Source organism: Chlorobium sp. N1, assembly GCF_004332115.1.
In the GTDB taxonomy this organism is placed as follows: domain Bacteria; phylum Bacteroidota; class Chlorobiia; order Chlorobiales; family Chlorobiaceae; genus Chlorobium.
Map to the genome: position 1 here is coordinate 325609 of NZ_SJPA01000001.1, position 22099 is coordinate 347707.

Consider the following 22099-nt stretch of genomic DNA (forward strand, 5'->3'; position numbering starts at 1 on the left):
ACTCCATGCACTGCGGAGCAGCGCCCATGAAGGCATATCGTCCTGTTTGATTTCTCTTTTCGGGTGGTTACCTTCAGTGGTAGCAAGAACAGCCCCCCCAGAGAGAGAGACAGAGCACCACCCCCATGAGCTTCCGCCTAGAGACAACCGACCCGCGCTCTGCCGCCCGCACCGGCACCCTTTCGACCGGGCACGGCGAAATCCGCACCCCCGTCTTCATGCCGGTCGGCACCCGGGCGAGCGTCAAGTCGGTAGAGCCGCACGAGCTCCTGGAGCAAGAGGCCCAGATCATCCTCGCCAACACCTACCACCTCTACCTGAAGCCCGGCAACCACATCATCGCGAAAGCCGGCGGGGTGCACCGCTTCATGGACTGGCAGGGGCCGCTGCTTACCGACAGCGGAGGCTACCAGGTCTACTCGCTCTCGGAGCTCCGCAAGATCACCGAAGAGGGGGTGGCCTTCAAGTCCCACCTCGACGGCTCGATGCTGCAGTTCACGCCGGAGAACGTCGTCGACACCCAGCGCATCATCGGCAGCGACATCATGATGCCCCTCGACGAGTGCCCCTCCGCCACCGCCGAGCGCGAGTACATCCGAAAGTCGGGGGAGCTCACCATCCGCTGGGCCGAGCGGGCGCGTCGCCGCTTCCTGCAGACGGAGCCGCTCTACGGCCATCCCCAGATGCTCTTCGCCATCACCCAGGGCGGCACGCACGCGGACCTGCGCACCATCTCGGCCAAAGCCCTCGTCGAACTCGACTTCGAGGGCTACGCGATCGGCGGCATGGCGGTCGGTGAACCGGCCGAGGAGATGTACCGCATCCTCGAGCTCTCACACACCATGCTCCCCGAACATAAGCCCCGCTACCTGATGGGGGTCGGCACCCCGGAGAACATCCTCAACGCCATAGAACGCGGCGTCGACATGTTCGACTGCGTCATCCCGACCCGGGAAGGCCGGAACGGCCGGGTCTATACCAGGAAGGGAAAGATGAACCTCCGCTCGGCCAAATACGCCGAGGACTTCCGCCCCCTGGACGAGGGGTTCGAAAGCCACGTCTCCGGCCACTACAGCCGCGCCTACATACGCCACCTCCTCAACGTCGGCGAGATCCTCGGCCTCAAGCTCTGCACCCTGCAGAACATCGCATTCTTCATGTGGCTCACCCGCACCGCAAGGCAAGAGATCGAGAAGGGCTCGTTCCTCGAGTGGAAGGCGGCCGTGCTCGAAGAGTTCAACCGCGGGGAGGCCTGAGCCATGGACACCGGAGCCAAAACCACGGTCTTCCTGCTCACCCTCGGCTGTTCGAAGAACACCGTGGACTCCGAACGGCTGCAGGCGCAGGCGGAGGCAGCGGGCGTGCGCTTCACCGAGCAGGCCGGAGAGGCCGAAGCGATCCTCATCAACACCTGCGGCTTCATCGAGGACGCCAAGGAGGAGTCGATCGCCGAGATCCTCTCTGCCGTCGAACTGAAGGAGGCCGGCACGGTCCGCAAGGTCTACGTCATGGGATGCCTCACCGAGCTCTACCGCAATGAACTGCAGGAGGAGCTGCCGGAGGTTGACGGATTCTTCGGCACGCGCGAACTGCCGGCCGTGCTCGAGGCGCTCGGCACCCGCTACCGCCTCGAGCTCCACGACCACCGCTCGATCAGCGAACCCCGCCACAGCTCCTACCTCAAGATCGCCGAAGGGTGCAGCCGCAGCTGCTCCTTCTGCTCGATCCCCAAAATCCGCGGCCGCTACCAGAGCCAGAGCATGGACCAGCTCCTGCGCGAAGCGCGCCTGCTGCAGGAGAAGGGGGTGCGGGAGCTCAGCCTCATCGCCCAGGACATCACGCTCTACGGCGTGGACCTCTACGGCAGGCAGATGCTCAACGAACTGCTCCTGCGCCTCTCCGACATGGGCTTCGACTGGCTGCGGCTGCTCTACGCCTACCCGCTCGGCTTCCCGCTCGAGGTCATCGACACCATGCGCCGGAGAAAGAACGTCTGCAACTACCTCGACCTGCCGCTCCAGCACGCCAGCGACCCGCTGCTCCGCTCCATGAACCGCGGCATCACCGGCGGGGAATCGCGCCGGCTCATCGAAGAAATCAGGGAGCGCAACCCCGAGATCCGGCTGCGCACCACCATGATCGCCGGCTACCCCGGCGAGAGCCGACGCGAGTTCGAGGAGATGCTCCGCTTCGTCGGCGATGTGGGATTCGACCGGCTCGGGTGCTTCCCCTACCGCCACGAGGAGCACTCCCCCGCCTACCGGCTCCGGGACGACGTGCCGGACAAGGAGAAGGAGGAACGGGTGCGGGAACTGATGGAGCTGCAGGAGGGAATCGCCGAAAAAAAGAATGCCGCCTTCGAAGGAGAGGAACTCCGCATCCTCGTCGACCGCGAGGAAGAGGGAGAGGAGGGCCTGCTCCTCGTCGGACGCACGGAATATGACGCGCCGGAAGTCGACAACGACTGCCTGCTCGATCCCGCCGGCCTCACCGCCCTGCCGGGAACCTTCGTAAAAGCGCGCATCAGCGCCTCCGACGCCTACGAACTCCACGGCACCCTCACCGCCGCGGAGGGCTGAGGGCCCCCGACCGAAGGGCTTTTTCGTCAATTTTGACTATATTTGCCGCTGGTCCGCCGACACACGGCGAACCGTGGAAAGAAACGCCCGGCAAGCGGCGCAAACATGAGGAATGGAACGAGCAGTCGAACAAAAAGAGCACTCACTCATCTTCCTGACCGGCTTCAGCGGTTCGGGCAAGTCGACCATCGGCCCGCTTCTTGCCAACTCGCTCGGCTACGAGTTCCTCGACGTCGACCAGGAGGTCGAACGCCGGACGGGCAAATCCATCACTGCGATCTTCTCCGATGAGGGGGAGGCGGCCTTCAGGGAGCTCGAGCTCCAGGCGATCAGGTCGGTCGCAGGAGAGCGGGAGAAGGTGGTATCGCTCGGCGGCGGCGCCCTCGAGTACGACCCTTCGCACGAGTTCATCAGCCGGGCCGGCACGCTGGTCTACCTGAAATCCTCACCCTCGAGCCTGGCCCGACGCCTCGTCAACAAACGCGACCGGCCGCTCCTCAGGGCCGAGGGAGGACGACGGCACAGCCGCGAAGAGCTCGAGGAGAAGATACGGCTGATCCTCGAGGAACGGGAACCCCGGTACCTGCAGGCGGCCGTCACCGTCCATACCGACCAGAAAAGGATCGGCTCGACGGTCGAGGAACTGACAAGGAAAATAGAACGGCTCGTGCGCAAAGCCTCGGCAGCGGACGCCCAACATCAACAGCAGCAGAAGTGAGCACCATCATCGTTTCGGGCGCGGCGACGGCCGGCCTCAGGGAGCGGTTCCGGGCCCATGGCCTGAAACAGAAGACCGTCGTCCTTTTCGACACCAACACCCGAAAGCTCTTCGGCGAGAAACTGCTTTCCGCCATGAAGGCCGAAGGGTTCACCGTGCTCGAACTCACCGTTCCATCGAGGGAGAACTCGAAAAGCTTCAGCACGGCCTTCAAGCTCTACGGCCGGATGATCGAGGCCGGAGTCGACCGCAGCTGGAACCTCCTGGCTGTCGGCGGCGGCGTGGTCGGAGACCTCGGAGGATTCATCGCGGCGAGCTACTACCGCGGCATCCCCGTCATCCAGCTCCCGACCACGCTCCTGGCCATGACCGACAGCTCGATCGGTGGAAAGGTGGCCGTCAACCACCCGCTCGGCAAGAACCTCATCGGATTCTTCCACCTCCCCGAACTGGTGCTGATCGACCCATCCTACCTCCGCACCCTGCCAGCGCGGGAGATCTACTCCGGCCTGTCGGAAGTGGTCAAGTACGGCTTCATCGCCGACCGGGCCATGTTCGAGCGGCTCGACGAACACTTCGAAGAAGTCACAGCGCTCGAAGAGCCATACCTCACCGAGGCTGTCCGGCGGAGCGCCGAGATCAAGGAGGCGGTCGTCGAGGCCGACTTCCGCGAGATGAGCGGACTGCGCGCCACCCTGAACTTCGGCCACACCTTCGCGCACGGGCTCGAAAAGCTCGCCGACTACCGTTTCATCCGCCACGGCGAGGCAGTCACCATCGGCATGGCCTGCGCCCTCTCCCTTTCAAACCATCTCGGCTACCTCGATGAAGCCTCGCTCGAACGGGGGCTCGCACTCATCCGGAAGTTCCGCTTCCCCCGGGGACTCGTCGAGAAGCGCTTCCTCAGCATCGAGGCACCCGTGCTGCTCGAGAATATGCTCTCCGACAAGAAGAAGCTCGACAGCAGGCTGCGGTTCGTGCTGCTGCGCGCGCTCGGCGAGGCGTTCCTCCTCGAAGAGGACGTCGAGGACCGGGAAGTCCTGAGGGCGATTGAATCGGCAAAGGATTTTTTCAGGAACCCGCGCTCCTGTTGAGCTCGAACAGGTAGGCCGCCCCCCGCAGCACCGCGTGGGGATCCAGCAGCACCTCCTCCTCCAGCATCGGAACCAGGAGCCCGGCGTTGCCGCCGGTCGCCACCACCAGCACGTCCCGCTCCCCGTGCTCTCGCTCGAGCTCCCGGCGGATCCGCCGCAGGAGCCCCTCGACCTTGCATGCACCACCCCATACCACCCCGCTCCTGATGCAGTCGACGGTAGAGCGGCCCATGAGCGAACGGGGCCGGTCCAGCTCCACCTTCGGCAACAGCGCAGTCCGCTCGTGCAGCGCCGAAGCCGTCAGCTCGAGACCCGGCATGATGAGCCCCCCGAGATGGACGTTCCCTCCGGAAAGCACGTCGAAGGTGATGGCCGTACCGATGTCCAGGGCGATGACGGCCCGCCCCTTCCCGAGCATGCAAGAGCGGGCCAAAAGCGCCAGGCGGTCGGCGCCGATGGCCGATGGGGGATCGTAGCCGAGGGCGAAGGGAAGGGAGAGGGAGGCGTCGAGCCGGAGGACCCTTCCGCCGAGAACCTTGCCGAAGAAGGCGGCAAGCGCGTCGCCGGCCCCGGGAACAACGGAGCTCACGACGGCGTCCCGAAGGAAGGGGTGCTCGGCCAGAAACGGGGCGAGAAACTCTCCGGCGGCTTCCGGAGAGGAGAGTCCGGCGGAGGAAAGCTGCAGGGAATCACCCACCTCGCCCCCGGCGAGAACGGCAATCGCGGTCGTCGTGTTGCCGATTTCGGCAACGAGAAGCGCCGGAAAGGAGTCGCAGGCCGTCGTCTCCATTGCGAACACTACCGGAGCTCTGCCTTGACGCCGCTTCTCGAGGAGAGCTCGTCGAGGAACCGCCGATAGTCCGGCAGCTTTTCGGTCACGTAGACGGAGTCCCGCCCGGTCGGTGTTTCGGCCACGATGAAGATTTTCGGCGGAGGATTGTAGGTCACCGCCTCCTGGCGGATAGCCCTGATCTCCGAAAGAGGAAAGGAAACGACACGCCCCTTCCGGTCGAGGTACTGCATACGCTCGCCCTCTATGCGCACCGAGTCCCCGTCCTGGCCGTGCTCGGCCGAAAACTTCGTATTGTAGTACATCGGCAGGCCGAGCGTCACGACGAAGAGCATGAGCATCATGGCCGTCTTCCAGAAACAGCCGAGGTTGATGGCGTAGGTGAACCTGCCGTAGCGAAAGAAGAGCCCCCAGCCGAGGGCAAGAAGGAACATGGAGAGAAACCATGTCCCGTAATAGTAATAGTCCAGCCAGACGGCGGGGTAGGTCATGGGGTACTGGAACGCTTCGGCCATGTCGGAAGGGTATCTGGTGTTCGTGGATGCTGGTGCGACTCTGAAAATAAAGCTTAACTTCCGCAGTGCAATAAAACAAGAAAAAGAGAGGCAAAAGGAGGCCGCCGGAATGAAGTCATACCACAAAGAGCTCTACTTCAACATCCCCGAACGGATGGGCTTCCGGAACATCACCCCCGAGGTCGGGGAGGCGCTCCGGGAAAGCGGGATCCGCGAGGGGCTCTGCCTCGTCAACGCCATGCACATCACCGCCTCGGTCTTCATCAACGACGACGAGCCGGGCCTGCACGAGGACTACAAGCGGTGGCTCGAGGAGCTCGCTCCGCACGAACCCCTCAGCCGCTACCGCCACAACCGCACCGGCGAGGACAACGGCGACGCCCACCACAAGCGCCAGGTGATGGGGCGTGAGGTGGTCGTGGCCGTCACGAACGGCACACTGCACTTCGGCACCTGGGAGCAGATCTTCTACGGCGAGTTCGACGGGCGGCGCCGCAAACGGGTGCTCGTCAAGATCATCGGCGAATAGCGCTCCCCTTCCTCAGCCGATCCGCAGGAGGAAGCGCTTCACCGCGGCCACGAACACCTCCGGCTGCTCCTCCTGCGGAAGGTGGGCGCAGTCGTCGACCACCTCCAGCTCGGCGCCGGGAAGCTCCCGGCCGAGCCGGAGGCTCTCCTCCACCTGCACCGTCTGGTCGTGCCTTCCGGTAACGACGAGCGAAGGCACCCCGAGCGAGGGGATCCGTTCTGCCAGGTGCAGATGATGGGTCTCCAGGAACACCTCCCAGAAGGCTCTCGGCCATGCGCCCTGCATCATGTCGGCGCGGTAGGCGGAGAGCGTCTCGGCCGGAAGTCGGGCTGGATCGTGCCAGAAGCTCCGGAGCAGGCGGTCGAAAAACCGGCTGATCATGAGACGCATGAGGCCCGAAAAGAGCGGGCTTGCCGCCTTCAAGAGCGGCTTCACCACCCGGGGAACGCCGCTGGCGGCATAGGCGCTGTAGATCATGGCGTCGACGAGCACCAGGGCGGAAACGCGCTCGGGATGGCGCAGCGCGGTCAGCATCGCAAGCGTTCCGCCGGTGGAGTTGCCGACGAAGACGGCGCGATCGACGCCGATGTTCCCGAGCAGCTCGGCCAGCATGTCGCTCTGCGCCTCCGGGGCGTAGCTGACGTTGCCGGTGCGTGAAGGCAGGGGCCTGGAGGTCTCTCCGAACGCGGGACGGTCGACGGCAATCACCGTCGCCGATTCCGAGAGCGGCTCCATCACTCGGCGCCAGGAGCGCATGGAGAGGAAGCTCCCGTGCAGGAGCAGGAGATAGGGCGGCCGGCCGCTCCCGGCGACCCGGCAGTGCACCCTGAATCCCCGGCACTCGACCTGCGAGTCGCCGGCCTTGAGGGCAAAACCCATACGGAGAAAAGAATTACTGGTTTGGGGAAGCTCTGGGTCCAAAGGAAACATAATGAAAAAAGGCCCGGGATGCGGGCCTTTTTTCGTATGAACGCTACACTCTTCCGATCAGTGGTCGAAGAGCATCTCCGAGTAGGTCGGAAGCTGCCAGCGGCTGCGGTCGACCATGAGCTCGAGGCGGTCGGCCACTTCGCGGACCCTGACCATGAAGGGCAAGAGGGTGTCGGCGCAGAAGTCTGCCTGCTCGAACTCGCCCTCGATCGTCTCGAGCCTGGCGACCAGTCCGTCAAGTTCGCCCGTGAGGTCGATGAGCTGCGAGAGGTTCTCGGCGAGGGTCTTCAGGTGGCCCGCCTGGCTCTGGAGGGCGGCCTTCGAAAGGCCGATCTCGTCAGCTGCCGAGAGCAGGTTGTTGAAGGAGCTGCCGATGTCGCCCTGGTACTCCGAGACGTCGGGGATGACGAGGGTCTTCAGCATGAGCTGGAGGGTGCGCGCCTCGATGTCGACGCCCTTCACATACCGCTCGAGGCGGATGTTGAGGCGGGACTCGATCTCGGGGACGCTGAGCACGCCGTACTTGACGAAGACATCCTGCACGTCCTTCTTCTCGAGGGTGCGCAGCGCCTGCGGGGTGTTCTTCAGGTTCGGCAGTCCGCGCTCCTTGGCAGCCTGCTGCAGCGCATCGCTGTAGTTGTCGCCGGGGTAGCGGATCGCCTTGGTGGCCGTGATCTCTTCGCGCAGGGTCTCGAGCACTGCGGTATCGCGGTCCTTGCCGCCCTTCATCTTGGCTTCGATCGCGTCTGCCATCTCATCGACGGCTTCGGCCATGAGGGTGTTGAGCACCATGTTCGGCACGGAAACGGCCTGGCTGGAACCGACGGCGCGGAACTCGAACTTGTTGCCGGTGAAGGCGAAGGGCGAGGTGCGGTTGCGGTCGGTGTAGTCCTTGTTGACCACCGGAACCTGCGAGAGGCCGAGGTTGAGGACCTGCTTTTCGGTCTTCAGGTCGATCTTGCCGCTCTCGATCGCGTCGAGCACGCGCTCGAGCAGGTCGCCGAGGAAGACGGTGACGACGGCCGGAGGAGCCTCGTTGGCGCCGAGACGGTGGTCGTTGCCGATGCTGGCGATCGACATGCGGAGCACGTCGGAACGCTTGTAGACGCCCTTGAGGACGGCGACGAGGAAGACGAGGAACTGGATGTTCTTCTCGGGGGTGTCACCCGGATCGAGCAGGTTGATGCCGGTATCGGTGCCGATCGACCAGTTGTTGTGCTTGCCCGAGCCGTTGATGCCGGCGAAGGGCTTTTCGAGGAGCAGGAGCGCGAATCCCTTCTTGTCGGCGATCTTGCGCATCACCTCCATGATGAGGAGGTTGTGGTCCGCGGCCACGTTGGCCTCTTCGAAGAGCGGAGCGATCTCGAACTGGTGCGGCGCAACCTCGTTGTGGCGGGTTTTGGCGGGGATGCCGAGCAGGTAGAGCTCGTGCTCGACATCCTGCATGAACTCAAGGACGCGGTCCGGAACGGAGCCGAAGTAGTGGTCTTCGAGCTGCTGGCCCTTCGGCGGCAGGGCACCGAGCAGGGTGCGGCCGCTCATGACCAGGTCGGGGCGCTCGGTGTAGAACTTCTTGTCGATGAGGAAGTACTCCTGCTCGACGCCGGCGAAGGTCTTGACACGGGAGACGCCGGTGGTGCCGAGAACCTCGAGAAGGCGGATGGAGGACTTGCTGACGGCGTTCATGGACCGCAGCAGCGGCGTCTTGGCATCGAGTGCCTCGCCGTGATAGGAGATGAAGACGGTCGGGATGCAGAGGGTCACACCGCTGCCGCCTTTCATGAGGAAAGCGGGGCTGGAGGGATCCCATGCGGTATAGCCTCGGGCCTCGAAGGTGGTGCGCATGCCGCCGGAGGGGAAGCTCGAAGCGTCGGGCTCGCCCTGGATGAGCTGCTCGCCCGAGAAACGCTCGATAGGCGTTCCGTCGCGGTCGATCGAGAGGAACGCGTCGTGCTTTTCCGCCGTCGAGCCGGTCATCGGCTGGAACCAGTGGGTATAGTGGGTGGCGCCGTTGTCCATGGCCCACTCCTTCATGCCGTGGGCAACGGCCCCGGCGATATCCTCGGTCATGTCGCGACCGGATTTGATCGTCTCCTGCAGTGCGCTGAAGACCTCCTTGGGAAGCCTGGAACGCATGGCCTTCTGGTCAAAGGTCATCGACCCGAAATAGGTCGAAACTACATTCTTATTCTCGATGCTCAAGAGAACCTCCTTGTTGGTTTGCTTGGTGTTGCCTGTCGTCTGAATGCCTGTTGTTCTATGGTATCGGGACCCCCTGCTACTTCCTCGACTTCTTCTCGTCGTAGGTGATGAGCACCTGGCGGTCCTGAAGGTTTTTGCGGATGATGTCCGCGTTGATCTTGCGCGTCTTCTTCAGCTGGGAGAGGACGAAGCTCGTATTCGTGCTCATCACTCCCGGCCAGCTCTGGATGCGCGAGAGGAACTTCTCGAGCGAACCGGTGTTATGGGTCATGACCCGGAGGATGTGCGATCCCTCGCCGGTAACGGAGAAGCACTCCATGATCTCGTCCTCTTTCATCACATGCTCCATGAAGGACTTGTAATGCTTCGAAGAATCCACCCGCACCCGCACGAACGCCTGGATGTCGAAACCAAGCTGGCGCTCGTTGACCTCCGTCGTGAACCCCTCGACGATGCCGTTCTTCTGGAGCTTGTCCAGGCGCTCGCTGACGGAAGGGATCGAAAGTCCGACGATCTCTGCCAGCTCGCTCAGCCGGATCCGCCCGTTGGCCCCCATGGACTCGATGATTTTCAGGTCGATCAGATCAAGATGTCCCGACATAATGGAAGCGGATTTAATTCGAATTTGTAAGAAAATTACACAATTCTAAGAAATAAGCAACGCTTTTCTTAAAAAGACATCATATTATCGCAATATTCCTTAAAAAATTTAGGGGCGGCCGATTCATACTGCAGCCGACGGGGAACGGGAGGGTGGCGTATCGGGTTGTTTCGTATTGCTTTCCTTCCCGTGATTGTGCAATTTATTCAATTCGCAGCAAGAGTCCGCCCTAAAAAACGAGACACATCCCCCACCAGCAATGAGTACCCACCAGGAAGAGCTGCCGGATCGGCGCCCCGACGAGATCAAGACCATCGAAAAGAACGGCTACCCGGAACCCGCCCCGAGGGTGGCGGCAGAAGACCTGCGTTTCGTCGTCAGGGAAAGCCTGAAGCTCGGACTGCGAATGATTTCCGAGATCGACAGGGCTCTCAGGGCGCTCACCCGCTGAAAAAGTCCCGAAGCGGGATCATGCGACATTCCGAAATGCCGCCCTAAATCCCTATATTCACGTGTGAATTGCAGTAGCAGGGGGGAAAAGCGCCTCCATCACTGAAGTTTCCATCCATCAAAGAAGAGCAGCAGAACGGTGAAAATAGCCATATTCGGTGCAGGAGTCGCTGGACTCTCGGCCGCCATAGAACTTGTCGACAAGGGCCACAGCGTTGAACTCTACGAAAAGCGCAAGGTGCTCGGAGGAAAAGTCTCCGTCTGGAAAGACAGCGACGGCGACTCCATCGAGTCCGGCCTCCATATCGTCTTCGGCGGCTACACGCAGCTGCAGTCCTACCTGAAACGGGTCGGCGCCGCAGAGAACTACGCATGGAAGGACCACGCCCTCATCTACGCCGAAGAGGGCGGCGCCCAATCCTCCTTCCGCAAGGCCAACCTCCCGAGCCCGTGGGCCGAGGTGGTCGGCGGCCTGCAGGCCGACTTCCTCACCATGTGGGACAAGATCTCGCTCATCAAGGGCCTCTGGCCGGCGCTTGCCGGAAACGAGGAGTACTTCCGCAGCCAGGACCACATGACCTACTCCGAATGGCACCGGCTGCACGGAGCCTCGGAGCACTCCCTCCAGAAACTCTGGCGGGCCATCGCCCTGGCGATGAACTTCATCGAGCCGAACGTCATCAGCGCCCGGCCGATGATCACCATCTTCAAGTACTTCGGCACCGACTACGCGGCCACCAAGTTCGGCTTCTTCCGCAAGAACCCCGGGGAGTCGATGATCGAGCCGATGCGCCAGTACATCCAGAGCCGGGGCGGCAGGATATTCGTCGACGCGCGCCTGAGCCGCTTCGAGCTCGAAGACGACGGAAGCATCAAAAGCGCCGTGCTGCGGGACGGCCACACCATCGAGGCGGACGCCTTCATCTCGGCCCTGCCGGTCCACAACCTCAAGAAGATCCTCCCGGACGAGTGGCTGCGGCACGACTACTTCCGCAACCTCCACCAGTTCACCGGAAGCCCGGTCATCAACTGCCAGCTCTGGTTCGACCGGAAGATAACCGACACCGACAACCTCATGTTCTCGGAAGGGACCACCTTCGCAACCTTCGCCGACGTCTCCATCACCTGCCCGGAGGACTTCCAGCAGGGAATGGGCACGGCAAACGGCGGCAGCGTCATGAGCCTGGTGATCGCCCCGGCCCACCAGTTCCTCGACATGCCGAACCACGTCATCACCGAACTGGTTATGAAAGACATCCGCAGCCGCTTCCCGAAATCGCGGGATGCAGAGCTGCTCAAGTCGACCATCGTCAAGATCCCGCAGTCGGTCTATAAGGCGGTGCCCGACGTCGACCAGTACCGCCCCGACCAGCTGAGTCCCGTCAGGAACCTCTTCCTCGCCGGCGACTACACCGACCAGCACTACCTGGCCTCAATGGAGGGCGCGGCGCTCAGCGGACGGCAGGCGGCCGAAAAGCTGATGGCCAAGTTCGGGGCATAGGAACCGGGGAAGCATGAGCAGGGCGGCATCTTTTTATTGAATCCGCCCTATCAAGGACTTGGTGAAGGGATTGCGTATATTGCAACAACGACTATCAACACCAACAACCATCCATAAACCTTACAGCATCATGGCAGCAGAAGAGCTCAACAAACCGGCAGCTCCGGCGGCACCGGCGAAGCCGGCAACCACCCAGGGCGACAATGTCGGCAACGGCGACATGGCCAATCTTATCGGCAACGTGGGCGTACTGATCGACTCGACCATCGAATCGATGCAGGGCGTCTTCAACACGGTCAGTTCGGCCACCGGCCAGCTGATCGAAGGCGTCACCTCGACCATGAACTCCGACCAGGTCAAGGAGATGATCAATACCGTCAGCTCGGCCACGGGCCAGCTCGTCGACGGCGTCACCACCACCATGAACTCCGACCAGGTCAAGGACATGCTCAACACCGTCAGCTCGGCTACCGGCCAGCTCGTCGACGGCGTCACGGCCACCCTGAACTCGGAACAGGTGAAAAGCTCGTTCCAGGAGCTCGGCAAGCTCTGGACGAACATCCTCGAGAACCTGAACACCACCGTCCAGACCGGCCAGGTGCAGGACCTGTTCAACAACGTCAGCGCAGGACTCGGCCAGCTGATGGGCGGCGTCATGCCCGGCGCAATGACGATGGGCGCAGCCGGCGACAAGGTGAAAAAGGAGATCCAGCAGATCCCCTTCTCGCAGAAAGAGAGCACTCCGGCACCGACACCGGCACCGGCAGCTCCAGCAGCACCCGCAGCACCTGCAAAGCCCGTCCCCGGCAGGAAAAACTGAAGAACGCCCCCCCCCTAGTACCCCGCCGTCGAAGCGGCGGGACTGATTGCTGAAAATCCCCCGAGATCCCCCAAGTGGGGGGTTTTCAGCTTTTCTGTACCGGAAACCCTCCCCCGGATCGAGAAGGAACACCGTAGTGAAAAAGACATACCCTTACCTCCCGACGGCAGCTTCAGGCGCCCCGAAGGAGAAGCACTCCGTACTCGTAGCCGACGACGACGAGACGTCGCGGAGGATCTTCAGTCATTTCGTGCGGAAAATGGGCTACGAGGCCCTCGTCGTCAATGACGGAATGGAATCCATCGACGCCATCAGCACCCACTCGCCCGACGTCGTCCTGCTCGACATCAACATGCCGGGAAAGGACGGCTTCGAGGTGATGCGCTTCATGAAATCGCAGAACATCACCGTCCCCGTCATCATCATCACGGCATCGCACGAGATCCCCCAGGCGGTCAAGTGCATCAAGCTCGGCGCCTACGACTACCTCACCAAGCCGCTGAACGTCGACCGCCTTGAAATCGTCATGCGCAACGCCCTTGCGGGTTCGGCGCTGCAGGGCGAAGTCCGGACCCTCAAAAAGGAGCTCAAGAGCCGCGACGTCTTCCGCCAGATCATCGGCCGCAGCCGCAGCCTGAAATCGGCCATGGACCAGGCCATGCAGGTGATGGAAACCGACCTGAACGTCCTCATCCTCGGGGAGAGCGGCACAGGCAAGGAGCTTTTCGCGCAGGCGATCCACCAGGGAAGCCGCCGGAGCCGGGGGCCCTTCGTCTCGGTCAACTGTGCGGCCATATCGAGCTCGCTGGCCGACAGCATCCTCTTCGGACACGCCAGGGGATCCTTCACCGGCGCGACCACCGACCACACCGGGTTTTTCGAACAGGCCGACAAGGGCACCATCTTCCTCGACGAGATCGGAGATATGGACAGGGACATCCAGGCAAAAGTACTCAGGGTGATCCAGGAGAGGAAGATCCGGCGGGTGGGAGAAAAAAACGAGCGGGCGGTCGACTTCAGGGTCATTTCGGCAACCAACCGCAACTTCACCGATGCCATCCGCACCAACCGGTTCCGCGAGGACCTCTACTACCGGCTCGAGGAGTTCCCGCTCTACCTCCCTCCCCTCAGGGAGCGTCCCGACGACGTCCCGCTCCTGGCCAGCCACTTCCTCGAGGAGTTCGCCAGCGCCAACAGCATCGGGAAAATCAGCTTCAGCGACGAAGCGCTCGAAGGCTCGAAGAGCTACCAGTGGCCGGGAAACATCCGCGAGCTCAAGAACGCCGTCCAGCGTGCGGCCGTCACCCGGAAGGGAGAGATAATCGAAACGCTCCGCCCGCTCCATTCGCACGGGGCCGGAAGCGCAGCCGCAATAGAGGGCGGCGTCAATGCAGGCGGAAGCGTCCGGCAGCCGGGCGCTCCGGACCAATCGGGCCACAGCCCCAACATGCAATCATACTCGCTCGAGGAGCACGAACGGGAAGCCATCCTGAAAGCCTACAAGGCTTCGAACGGCAACCTCACCAAAACCGCACGGATACTCGGCATCGGACGGGCGACCCTCTACCGCAAGCTCGACAAGTTCGGCCTGGATTACCTCAAAACCGGCTGAGGGCGACGCGTCACCGGCGCGCCGTTCCCGTATGGCCGAATCCGCCCTCTCCTCTCTCCGTTGCGCCGAGTTCGTCGACCTCATCGAAAGCGACATGCTCGACACGGGCGACGACCATCTGCGCGATACGGTCGCCGTGGCTAACGAGGAACGGCTCCGTGCCGTGGTTTATGAGGATCACCTTCACCTCTCCCCGGTAGTCGGCGTCGATCGTGGCCGGAGTGTTCGGCAGCGAGATGAGACTGCGCAGGGCCAGGCCGCTTCGCGGGCGCAGCTGTGCCTCGTACCCCTCGGGTAGCTCGATGGCCAAACCCGTCGGGATCAGCTCGGCCGTGCCGGGCCGGACCGTGACGGGAGCCTCGAGGCAGGCCGAGACGTCCATGCCGGCGGCATGGCGTGTGGCATAAACGGGCAGAAAGGCTTGTTTGTTAAGCCGCACAATCTTTACTTTCAGCATCTGCAGTACTTTTTTTTATGAGGGAACCCTCCCGCGGCCCGTGGCGCCGCCCGGAGGAACCCGGGACCAGTAAGCAATATACGATGCAAATCGAAAGTGACGGCCGGGGCGTCTACGCGCTCGCCTTCGGCGCCCATCCCGACGACGTGGAACTCTCGTGCGGGGCGACGCTGCTGAACATTATCGGCGAAGGCCGCCAGGTCGCCGTCTGCGACCTTACCCGGGGGGAGATGGGCACGCTCGGCACCCCCGAAAGCCGCCGCAGGGAAGCCGAGGCGGCCGCCAGGGCGATGGGCTACCTCGAGCGGGTGCAGCTCGACCTCGGAGACTCGAAGCTGTTCTATACCGAAGAGAACCTCCACGCCGTCGTCTCGGTCATCCGCCGCTTCCGGCCGGCGGCACTCTTCTGCAACCCTCCCGACGAACGCCATCCCGACCATGTGAAAGCCTCGAAGCTGGTCTCCGATGCCTGCTACTACGCCGGGCTCCGCCAGCTGAAGACCACCTTCGAAGGCAAGGAGCAGGAGGCGCACCGGCCCCGGCACCTTTTCCACTATATCCAGTACCGGGACCTTCCGCCGGACATGATCGTCGACGTCTCCCGAACCTTCGAAGCGTCGCGCAGGGGCGTCCTCGCCTTCGCCTCGCAGTTCTGGCAGGAGGGCGACCCTGACGCGCCGGCCACCATGATCAAGCGCAAGGAGTTCCTCAGCGGCCTCGAAGCCCGCGCCCGCGCCCTCGGCGAACAGATCGGCGCGCTCTACGGCGAAGGCTTCCTCCTCTCCGCCGTCCCTGCCGTGCACTCCTTCACGGCATGCTTCCCCGACCATTAACCGCCTCCCCCATGAAGAGAATCCTCACCGCCCTCCTTGCCATGCTGCTCCTGCAGGGCGCCCTCACCTCATGCCGCCAGAACAACGATGCGGCCCGCAGGGAGAGCGTCATCGCGGCAGTTTCGGCCGACTTCGACTACCTCAATCCGCTGCTCATCCAGCTCTCGCTCTCGCGCGAAGCCTGCACGCTCATCTACCCCTCGCTCGTCAAGCCCTCCTATGACGGAAAGAAGGGCGAGATCACCTTCCTGCCCTCAGCCGCCGAGCGCTGGGAGTTCTCCCCGGACGGCCGCAGCGCCACCTTCCACCTGAAAACGGACGCCGTCTGGGAGGACGGAGAGAAGCTGACCTCCGACGACTTCAGGTTCTCCTACGGCCTCTACGCGAACCCCGCCGTGGCCAGCACGCGCCAGCACTACCTCGGGGATCTGCTCCTGAAAGAGGACGGCACCCCCGACATCGAACGCGCTGTCCAGACCCCCGACGACTCGACCCTGGTGCTCCGCTTCCGCCGACCGCTCTCGCCGGCGATCATCCTCGACCACTTCAACGATCTCATGCCGGTGGCCGAACACCTCTTCCGAAACTACCGCCCCGAGGAGATCAGGAGCAGGGCGGCCGAAATCCCCGTCGTCGGAGCCGGCCCCTACCGCGTAGCCCGCTGGGACCGCCAGCAGAAGCTGGTGCTCGAATCAAGTTCGACCTCGACCCTGCCGCACCCCGCGGCGACCCGGCAGCTGATCTTCCTCATCGTTCCCGAGTATACCACCCGCCTGGCGATGCTCCGTTCGGGCCAGGTCGACGCCATGCTCTCGGCGGGCGGCATCAACCCGAAGGATGTGGCGGATCTCGAGCGCACGGCCGAAGGGGTCGTCATCCGCCCGGTGAAGGACCGCTACTTCGACAGCATCGTCTGGCTGAACATCGACGGCGCGGCCTGGAGGGAACGCCACGCAGTCGAGCCCAACCCGCTCTTCGGAGACAGGAGGGTGCGCCGCGCGCTCACGCTCTCGATCGACCGCCAGTCGATCATCGACGGGTTCATGGGGCCCGACCATGCCGAAATCGTCAATACCTCGCTCTCCCCCGCCTACCGCCACATCGCCGACACCTCGCTCGACCCCTACGCCTACGATCCCCGGAAGGCCTCGGAGCTGCTGGCCTCGGCCGGCTGGACGCCCGGACCGGACGGCATCCTCCAAAAAGACGGCCTGCGCTTCTCCTTCGAGCTTGCCGCACCGGTCGGCAACCCCAGGAGGAACTATGCGGCGACCATCATCCAGCAGAACCTCCGCGACATCGGCATCGAATGCCGGCTCCGCTTCGACGAGAGCCTCATCTTCCTGAAGAACCAGAACGAGTTCCGCTACGAGGCGGCCCTCTCGGGCCTTGCCGCCGAAACCCTCCCCTTCCAGCTGATCATCTGGGGGTCGGACTTCGAGAAACGCCCCTTCAACTCCTCGGCATTCCAGAGCGAACGGCTCGACCGGGTCATCGAAGCGCTCAGCGGCCCGACCAGCCCTGCACGCGAGCTGGCGCTCTGGCGGGAGTACCAGCAGATCCTGCACGACGAGCAGCCGCGCACCTTCCTCTACTACTACGACGAGCTCGAAGGATTCAGCCGAAGGGTGGAGCATGCCGACGTCAACCTTATCTCCACGCTCTGGAACGCCTATGACTGGACGCTGCGCTGAAGCGTTTGGCCAAGGGATATTTTCATCGAATTGCTATATTTCCATGCATTTTCGGGGGGCGGAGCCCAGGCGCCCGCCCCCGTTTCTCTACCCGTGAACCCCTTCAGCCCTATGCCCCGTTATACTCCCGAGCAGCTCGCCCGCCGCAACGCCTCCGTCTGGACGACCGTGCAGGCCATCCTGGCACCCATCCAGTTCCTGATCTTCCTCGGCGGCGTCACCGTCACCTACCTCTACAAGTACGACATCTGGATCGACAACTTCGCCTGGGTCACCTTTTTCGTGACCCTGAAGACCTTCATGCTCTTCCTCATCTTCATCACCGGAGGGTTCTTCGAAAAAGAGGTCTTCGGCGCCTTCGCCTTCGCTCCCGAGTTCTTCTGGGAGGACTTCGGCAGCTCCATCGCCATGGTGGTGCACGTCTCCTACTTCGTACTTTTCTACATGGGCTTCGACCACTCGATCCTCGTCTGGACGGCACTGGCCGCATATCTCAGCTACCTCGTCAACGCGGCCCAGTTCGTCATCCGGCTGATACTCGAGAAGCGGCATGAGAAGAAGGTGAAAGCCGGAGGGGCCGCATGAAACCGAACATGACATCGAAAGCGATCGTCTTTACGGGCGTCCGCCAGATCGAGCTGAGGGAAGTGTCGCTCAAGCCGCTCTCCTCGACCGACGTGCTCGTCGAAACCTGGTGGTCCTCCATCAGCACCGGAACGGAGAAGATGGCCTTCAACGGGCTCATCCCCTCCCCGCCCTTCATTTTTCCCTTCATTCCCGGCTACGAAACCGTCGGCCGCATCAGGGAGGTCGGCGGCCACGTCAACCAGGAGCTCGTCGGCAAATTCGCCTACATCGCAGGCTCGTTCGGCTACGAGGGCGTCAACGCCGCATTCGGCGGGGCGTCGCAGTTCGTCGCCTGCCCGGTCGAGAGCCTGACCGTGCTCGACGGCATCGAGAACCCCCAGTGCGGCATCGCCCTGCCGCTCGGCGCGACGGCCCTGCACATCGTCGACCTCGCCGAGGTCAGGGGCAAGAAGGTGCTGGTGCTCGGCCAGGGCGCCGTCGGCCTCCTTGCCGCCGAACTGGCCAAGCTCATGGGAGCGGAGCTCGTCGCCGCGACCGAACCGTCCGCAAACCGCCTGAAGCACTCCCCCGCCGACATCAGGATCAACCCCGAGACCGAGGATGTCTCGGCCGCCCTCGCCGGCCACGAGTTCGACGTGCTCATCGACAGCACCGGCATCATGCCGGCCATCGAGACCGGACTGCGCTTCCTGCGCTTCCAGGGCCGGGTCGTTTTCGGCGGCTACTACCAGCGCATGAACATCGACTACTCCCAGGCCTTCCAGAAGGAGCTCTCCTTCATCGCCGCCAAGCAGTGGGCCAAAGGCGACCTGGAGCGTGTCCGCCGGCTCATCGCCGAGGGGCGGCTCGACACCGAAAAGATCTTCACCCACCACCACCGGGTGGACGAATCGATCACCGAAGCCTACCTGCAGGCCTTTACCGACCCGGACTGCATGAAGATGGTCCTGACCTGGAAAAAGGAGGCCGAAACGTACGCCAAACCCTGCCATACGGCACAACCCTGAGCCCCTTCATGGCAGCACGCACACTGGCGATCTACGGCAAGGGGGGTATCGGCAAGAGCTTCACGACGACCAACCTCAGCGCGACCTTCTCGCTCATGGGCAAGCGGGTCCTGCAGCTGGGCTGCGACCCGAAGCATGACTCGACCACCTCGCTTTTCGGCGGCATCTCCCTGCCGACCGTCACCGAGGTTTTCACCGAGAAGAACGCGCGCGGCGAAGAGCTCCGTGTAGGCGACATCGTCTTCCGCCGCGACATCCCCGATTTCCCCCGGCCGATCTACGGCATCGAGCTCGGAGGTCCGCAGGTCGGCCGCGGATGCGGCGGTCGCGGCATCATCTCCGGCTTCGACCTGCTCGAGAAGCTCGGCCTGTTCAAGTGGGATATCGACGTCATCCTCATGGACTTCCTCGGCGACGTCGTCTGCGGCGGGTTCGCCACGCCGCTGGCCCGCTCGCTCAGCCAGGACGTGATCCTGGTCACCAGCAACGACCGCCAGTCGATCTTCACGGCCAACAACATCTGCCGCGCCAACAACTATTTCAGGTCGGTCGGCGGCCGCTCCCGCCTGCTCGGGCTCATCATCAACCGCGACGACGGCAGCGGAGTCGCCGAACGCTACGCGGAAGCGGCCGGCATCAACGTGCTCATGAAGGTCCCCTACGACCTTGAAGCCCGCGATATGGATGACAGCTTCGATTTCGCCGTCCGCCTGCCGGAGATCGGCCGGCGCTTCGAAACCCTCGCCCGCGACTTCCTGGAGAACCGCATCGCAGCGTCGGAAGGCACGGGGCTCGAGTTCGGGGAGTTCGTCCGCCTCTTCGGAGAGGTCAACGAAGATCGCCCCCGTCCGGCAACCGAAGCCGAACTGTCCGGAACCGGAAGCTCCTTTGAAGAAAAGCCCCGGAGCGCCGGCACGGGAGATGAAGCCAGGATGGACGCTTGCGCATCGCAGCTCGAAGAGCGGCTGCAGGCGGTCTGGAGGATGCACGAACGGGAGGGAAGGAGCCTTATGGAGATCGCCGAAGCGCTGCACTGCGCGGAAAGCGAAGCGAAAGCGGATCTGGCCCGCGCCCGCAAGGAGCTGAGGAGGCTCTTCTTCAACGCCTGAGGCCTGCCCCTGAACCGACTGGAACCCGAACGCAAAAGCCCCTGCACATCACTCCGACGTGCAGGGGCTCTCCGTTTTGTGCCGTTGCGGCTTCTGGTCAGGCGTTCGCCTTCTTGGCGGCCCGCTCCCGCTGGTTCTGGTCGAGGATCTTCTTGCGGATCCTGATGCTCTCGGGGGTCACCTCGAGCAGCTCGTCGTCATTGATGAACTCGAGCGCCTGCTCCAGGGAAAGGATCCTCGGAGGGGTGAGGCGCAGGGACTCGTCGGTACCCGAAGAGCGCATGTTGGTCAGCTTCTTGGTCTTGCAGACGTTGATGGTGATGTCGAGTCCGCGGGTGGACTCGCCGACGACCATGCCCGCATACACCTTGGTGTTGGGGGAGACGAAGAATGTGCCGCGATCCTCGAGACTGCTCAGGGCATAGGCGACGCAGACGCCGGTTTCGGCGACGACCAGGGCTCCGGTTTCACGGCCGGGAAGCTTGCCCCGGAACGGCTGGTACTCGTGGAAGACATGGGCCATGATGCCCTCGCCCTTCGTATCGGTGGTGAACTCGAGGTTGTAGCCGATGAGGCCGCGGGTCGGGATCTCGAACTCGAGACGGACCATGCCGCCGCGCAGCGTGCCCATGTGGGTCATCTCGGCCTTCCTGCGGCCCATCTTCTCGATGATGACACCGGTGTACTCGTCGGGAATGTCGATGGTGACATGCTCGATCGGCTCGAGCAGCGCGCCCGCCTCGTCCTTGTGCATGATCACCTGCGGGCGCGCGATGGCCAGCTCATAGCCTTCGCGGCGCATGGTCTCGATGAGGACGGAGAGGTGGAGTTCGCCGCGCCCCGACACGCGGAACGTGTCGGCGCTCTCGGTCTCCTCGACGTTGAGGGCAACGTTGGTCATGACCTCTTTCATCAGGCGCTCGCGGATCTTGCGGCTGGTGACCTCCTTGCCCTCCTGGCCGGCGAACGGGGAGTCGTTCACCGAGAAGAGCATGGAGAGGGTCGGCTTGCTGATCTCGAACGACTCGAGGATCTCGGGGGAGTCGGGGGAGGTGAGGGTCATGCCGACGGTGGCGTCCTGGATGCCGGCGATGGCGACGATGTCTCCCGACGAGGCCTCCTTGGCCTCCACGCGCTGCATCTTGTCGAACTGGAAAAGCTTGGTCACCGTCCCCCTGCCGACGACGCCCTCGGGCTCGACGACGACCAGCTGGTTGCCGGGAGCGACCTTGCCGCGATAGATGCGGCCGATGGCGATCTTGCCGATGTAGTCATTGTAGTCGAGGCTGGTGACGAGCATCTGGAAGCCGCCCTCGTCGTTGGTCTTGGGAGCGGGGATCTCCTTGATGATCATGTCGAGGAGCAGGCTCATGTCACCGTCCTCGTCCGCCATGTCGTACTTGGCGATGCCGTTCTTGGCGGAGGTGAAGAGGTAGGGGAAGTCGAGCTGGTCCTCGTCGGCGCCGAGAGCGATGAAGAGGTCGAGCACCTGGTCGTGGACCTTGATGGGATCGGACTGCGGCCGGTCGATCTTGTTGATGACGACGATCGGCTTGAGCTTCAGCTCGAGCGCCTTGCGCAGCACGAACTTGGTCTGCGGCATGGGGCCCTCGAAGGCGTCGACGAGCAGAAGCACGCCGTCGACCATCTTCAGGATGCGCTCGACCTCGCCGCCGAAGTCGGCGTGGCCCGGGGTGTCGACGATGTTGATCTTGGTTCCCTTGTGCATGGCGGCAGCATTCTTGGAGAAGATCGTGATGCCGCGCTCGCGCTCCTGCGGGTTGGAGTCCATGACACGAACATCGACGTGCTGGTTCTCGCGGAAGGCGCCTGTATTCTGGAAAATCGAATCGACCAGCGTCGTCTTGCCGTGGTCGACGTGCGCGATGATGGCGATATTGCGGATATTCTTGTTCGTGCTCATCTTTTTTTCCTGTAAAAAAGTATATTTATATTCTATGACGGGCGGAATATACATCTTTTTCCTTGCTTTCCGAACGCTTTAGCGCACCGTACACATTTCCCGGAGACAGAGGCCGCTCCACCTGACTTCCGCGCTCCCCCACATAT

21 protein-coding genes are annotated in these 22099 nt (G+C 63.1%); 14 read left to right on the forward strand and 7 right to left on the reverse strand.

What is annotated here, in order from left to right:
• Positions 1 to 125: 125 nt before the first annotated feature.
• The 4 genes from tgt (at position 126) to aroB (ending at position 4391) form a co-directional block, all read left to right on the forward strand.
• A complete protein-coding gene (gene tgt, locus E0L29_RS01470) occupies positions 126 to 1256 on the forward strand; it encodes a tRNA guanosine(34) transglycosylase Tgt (RefSeq protein ID WP_131353793.1) in 1131 nt (376 codons plus the stop codon).
• Positions 1257 to 1259: 3 nt separating this feature from the next.
• Positions 1260 to 2579, forward strand: a complete 1320-nt coding sequence (gene rimO, locus E0L29_RS01475; RefSeq protein ID WP_131353795.1) for a 30S ribosomal protein S12 methylthiotransferase RimO — start codon at positions 1260 to 1262, stop codon at positions 2577 to 2579.
• Positions 2580 to 2691: 112 nt separating this feature from the next.
• Entirely contained in the window at positions 2692 to 3297 is a 606-nt protein-coding gene (locus E0L29_RS01480) for a shikimate kinase (protein ID WP_131353797.1), read from the forward strand.
• Positions 3294 to 4391 carry a 3-dehydroquinate synthase gene (aroB, locus tag E0L29_RS01485; protein WP_131353799.1) on the forward strand — a complete coding sequence of 366 codons (1098 nt, stop codon included), beginning with the start codon at positions 3294 to 3296 and terminating at the stop codon, positions 4389 to 4391. Before E0L29_RS01480 ends, aroB begins: the two co-directional genes overlap by 4 nt.
• Here aroB and E0L29_RS01490 read toward each other — a convergent pair.
• Positions 4369 to 5181 (reverse strand): type III pantothenate kinase, encoded by an 813-nt coding sequence (locus tag E0L29_RS01490; RefSeq protein ID WP_131353801.1) that lies wholly within the window; start codon positions 5179 to 5181, stop codon positions 4369 to 4371. The two genes, aroB and E0L29_RS01490, sit on opposite strands and share 23 nt — an antisense overlap.
• Before the next feature lie 8 nt (positions 5182 to 5189).
• Positions 5190 to 5696: a hypothetical protein gene (locus tag E0L29_RS01495; protein ID WP_131353803.1), complete on the reverse strand. Its 507-nt coding sequence runs from the start codon at positions 5694 to 5696 to the stop codon at positions 5190 to 5192.
• 109 nt (positions 5697 to 5805) lie between these two features.
• On the opposite strand from E0L29_RS01495, the gene E0L29_RS01500 reads away from it, so the two are divergent.
• Entirely contained in the window at positions 5806 to 6225 is a 420-nt protein-coding gene (locus E0L29_RS01500) for a secondary thiamine-phosphate synthase enzyme YjbQ (protein ID WP_131353805.1), read from the forward strand.
• Positions 6226 to 6237: 12 nt separating this feature from the next.
• On the opposite strand, the gene E0L29_RS01505 is transcribed toward E0L29_RS01500, so the two are convergent.
• From E0L29_RS01505 to E0L29_RS01515, 3 genes are all read right to left on the reverse strand, one after another.
• Positions 6238 to 7104, reverse strand: a complete 867-nt coding sequence (locus tag E0L29_RS01505) for an alpha/beta hydrolase (RefSeq protein WP_131353807.1) — start codon at positions 7102 to 7104, stop codon at positions 6238 to 6240.
• 108 nt (positions 7105 to 7212) lie between these two features.
• Positions 7213 to 9357 carry a glutamine synthetase III gene (locus E0L29_RS01510; RefSeq protein WP_131353809.1) on the reverse strand — a complete coding sequence of 715 codons (2145 nt, stop codon included), beginning with the start codon at positions 9355 to 9357 and terminating at the stop codon, positions 7213 to 7215.
• Positions 9358 to 9433: 76 nt separating this feature from the next.
• Complete coding sequence (locus tag E0L29_RS01515) at positions 9434 to 9958, reverse strand: Lrp/AsnC family transcriptional regulator (protein WP_131353811.1); 525 nt, start codon at positions 9956 to 9958, stop codon at positions 9434 to 9436.
• A gap of 259 nt (positions 9959 to 10217) precedes the next feature.
• Here E0L29_RS01515 and E0L29_RS01520 point away from each other — a divergent pair, with 259 nt between their 5' ends.
• The 4 genes from E0L29_RS01520 to E0L29_RS01535 all read left to right on the forward strand — a co-directional run bounded on the left by E0L29_RS01520 (position 10218) and on the right by E0L29_RS01535 (position 14341).
• The gene (locus tag E0L29_RS01520) at positions 10218 to 10409 is read left to right on the forward strand and encodes a hypothetical protein (RefSeq protein WP_131353813.1); all 192 of its coding nucleotides are present in this window, start codon (positions 10218 to 10220) and stop codon (positions 10407 to 10409) included.
• A gap of 138 nt (positions 10410 to 10547) precedes the next feature.
• The gene (locus E0L29_RS01525) at positions 10548 to 11909 is read left to right on the forward strand and encodes an FAD-dependent oxidoreductase (protein ID WP_131353815.1); all 1362 of its coding nucleotides are present in this window, start codon (positions 10548 to 10550) and stop codon (positions 11907 to 11909) included.
• 130 nt (positions 11910 to 12039) lie between these two features.
• Positions 12040 to 12729, forward strand: a complete 690-nt coding sequence (csmH, locus tag E0L29_RS01530; protein ID WP_131353817.1) for a chlorosome envelope protein H — start codon at positions 12040 to 12042, stop codon at positions 12727 to 12729.
• A gap of 136 nt (positions 12730 to 12865) precedes the next feature.
• Positions 12866 to 14341 carry a sigma-54 dependent transcriptional regulator gene (locus tag E0L29_RS01535; protein WP_131353819.1) on the forward strand — a complete coding sequence of 492 codons (1476 nt, stop codon included), beginning with the start codon at positions 12866 to 12868 and terminating at the stop codon, positions 14339 to 14341.
• Between the two features lie 10 nt (positions 14342 to 14351).
• Here the strand turns inward: E0L29_RS01535 and dut are convergent, their stop codons facing one another.
• Positions 14352 to 14798 carry a dUTP diphosphatase gene (gene dut, locus E0L29_RS01540; protein ID WP_131353821.1) on the reverse strand — a complete coding sequence of 149 codons (447 nt, stop codon included), beginning with the start codon at positions 14796 to 14798 and terminating at the stop codon, positions 14352 to 14354.
• 83 nt (positions 14799 to 14881) lie between these two features.
• On the opposite strand from dut, the gene bshB1 reads away from it, so the two are divergent.
• The 5 genes from bshB1 (at position 14882) to E0L29_RS01565 (ending at position 20029) form a co-directional block, all read left to right on the forward strand.
• Positions 14882 to 15631: a bacillithiol biosynthesis deacetylase BshB1 gene (gene bshB1, locus E0L29_RS01545; protein ID WP_131353824.1), complete on the forward strand. Its 750-nt coding sequence runs from the start codon at positions 14882 to 14884 to the stop codon at positions 15629 to 15631.
• 11 nt (positions 15632 to 15642) lie between these two features.
• Positions 15643 to 17325 carry an ABC transporter substrate-binding protein gene (locus E0L29_RS01550; protein ID WP_131353826.1) on the forward strand — a complete coding sequence of 561 codons (1683 nt, stop codon included), beginning with the start codon at positions 15643 to 15645 and terminating at the stop codon, positions 17323 to 17325.
• Positions 17326 to 17436: 111 nt separating this feature from the next.
• Complete coding sequence (gene bchF / locus E0L29_RS01555; protein ID WP_131353828.1) at positions 17437 to 17910, forward strand: 2-vinyl bacteriochlorophyllide hydratase; 474 nt, start codon at positions 17437 to 17439, stop codon at positions 17908 to 17910.
• 8 nt (positions 17911 to 17918) lie between these two features.
• The gene (gene bchC, locus E0L29_RS01560; protein ID WP_131354688.1) at positions 17919 to 18920 is read left to right on the forward strand and encodes a chlorophyll synthesis pathway protein BchC; all 1002 of its coding nucleotides are present in this window, start codon (positions 17919 to 17921) and stop codon (positions 18918 to 18920) included.
• Positions 18921 to 18928: 8 nt separating this feature from the next.
• Entirely contained in the window at positions 18929 to 20029 is a 1101-nt protein-coding gene (locus tag E0L29_RS01565; protein ID WP_131353830.1) for a chlorophyllide a reductase iron protein subunit X, read from the forward strand.
• A gap of 97 nt (positions 20030 to 20126) precedes the next feature.
• Here the strand turns inward: E0L29_RS01565 and typA are convergent, their stop codons facing one another.
• A complete protein-coding gene (gene typA, locus E0L29_RS01570; RefSeq protein ID WP_131353832.1) occupies positions 20127 to 21953 on the reverse strand; it encodes a translational GTPase TypA in 1827 nt (608 codons plus the stop codon).
• Between the last annotated feature and the right edge of the window lie 146 nt (positions 21954 to 22099).

Coding starts and splice junctions, on each gene's coding strand:
- tgt (WP_131353793.1), top strand. CDS start 126: ATGAGCTTCCGCCTAGAGACAACCGACCCGCGCTCTGCCGCCCGCACC.
- rimO (WP_131353795.1), top strand. CDS start 1,260: ATGGACACCGGAGCCAAAACCACGGTCTTCCTGCTCACCCTCGGCTGT.
- E0L29_RS01480 (WP_131353797.1), top strand. CDS start 2,692: ATGGAACGAGCAGTCGAACAAAAAGAGCACTCACTCATCTTCCTGACC.
- E0L29_RS01490 (WP_131353801.1), bottom strand. CDS start 5,181: ATGGAGACGACGGCCTGCGACTCCTTTCCGGCGCTTCTCGTTGCCGAA.
- E0L29_RS01495 (WP_131353803.1), bottom strand. CDS start 5,696: ATGGCCGAAGCGTTCCAGTACCCCATGACCTACCCCGCCGTCTGGCTG.
- E0L29_RS01500 (WP_131353805.1), top strand. CDS start 5,806: ATGAAGTCATACCACAAAGAGCTCTACTTCAACATCCCCGAACGGATG.
- E0L29_RS01505 (WP_131353807.1), bottom strand. CDS start 7,104: ATGGGTTTTGCCCTCAAGGCCGGCGACTCGCAGGTCGAGTGCCGGGGA.
- E0L29_RS01515 (WP_131353811.1), bottom strand. CDS start 9,958: ATGTCGGGACATCTTGATCTGATCGACCTGAAAATCATCGAGTCCATG.
- E0L29_RS01520 (WP_131353813.1), top strand. CDS start 10,218: ATGAGTACCCACCAGGAAGAGCTGCCGGATCGGCGCCCCGACGAGATC.
- csmH (WP_131353817.1), top strand. CDS start 12,040: ATGGCAGCAGAAGAGCTCAACAAACCGGCAGCTCCGGCGGCACCGGCG.
- dut (WP_131353821.1), bottom strand. CDS start 14,798: ATGCTGAAAGTAAAGATTGTGCGGCTTAACAAACAAGCCTTTCTGCCC.
- bshB1 (WP_131353824.1), top strand. CDS start 14,882: ATGCAAATCGAAAGTGACGGCCGGGGCGTCTACGCGCTCGCCTTCGGC.
- E0L29_RS01550 (WP_131353826.1), top strand. CDS start 15,643: ATGAAGAGAATCCTCACCGCCCTCCTTGCCATGCTGCTCCTGCAGGGC.
- bchF (WP_131353828.1), top strand. CDS start 17,437: ATGCCCCGTTATACTCCCGAGCAGCTCGCCCGCCGCAACGCCTCCGTC.
- bchC (WP_131354688.1), top strand. CDS start 17,919: ATGACATCGAAAGCGATCGTCTTTACGGGCGTCCGCCAGATCGAGCTG.
- E0L29_RS01565 (WP_131353830.1), top strand. CDS start 18,929: ATGGCAGCACGCACACTGGCGATCTACGGCAAGGGGGGTATCGGCAAG.
- typA (WP_131353832.1), bottom strand. CDS start 21,953: ATGAGCACGAACAAGAATATCCGCAATATCGCCATCATCGCGCACGTC.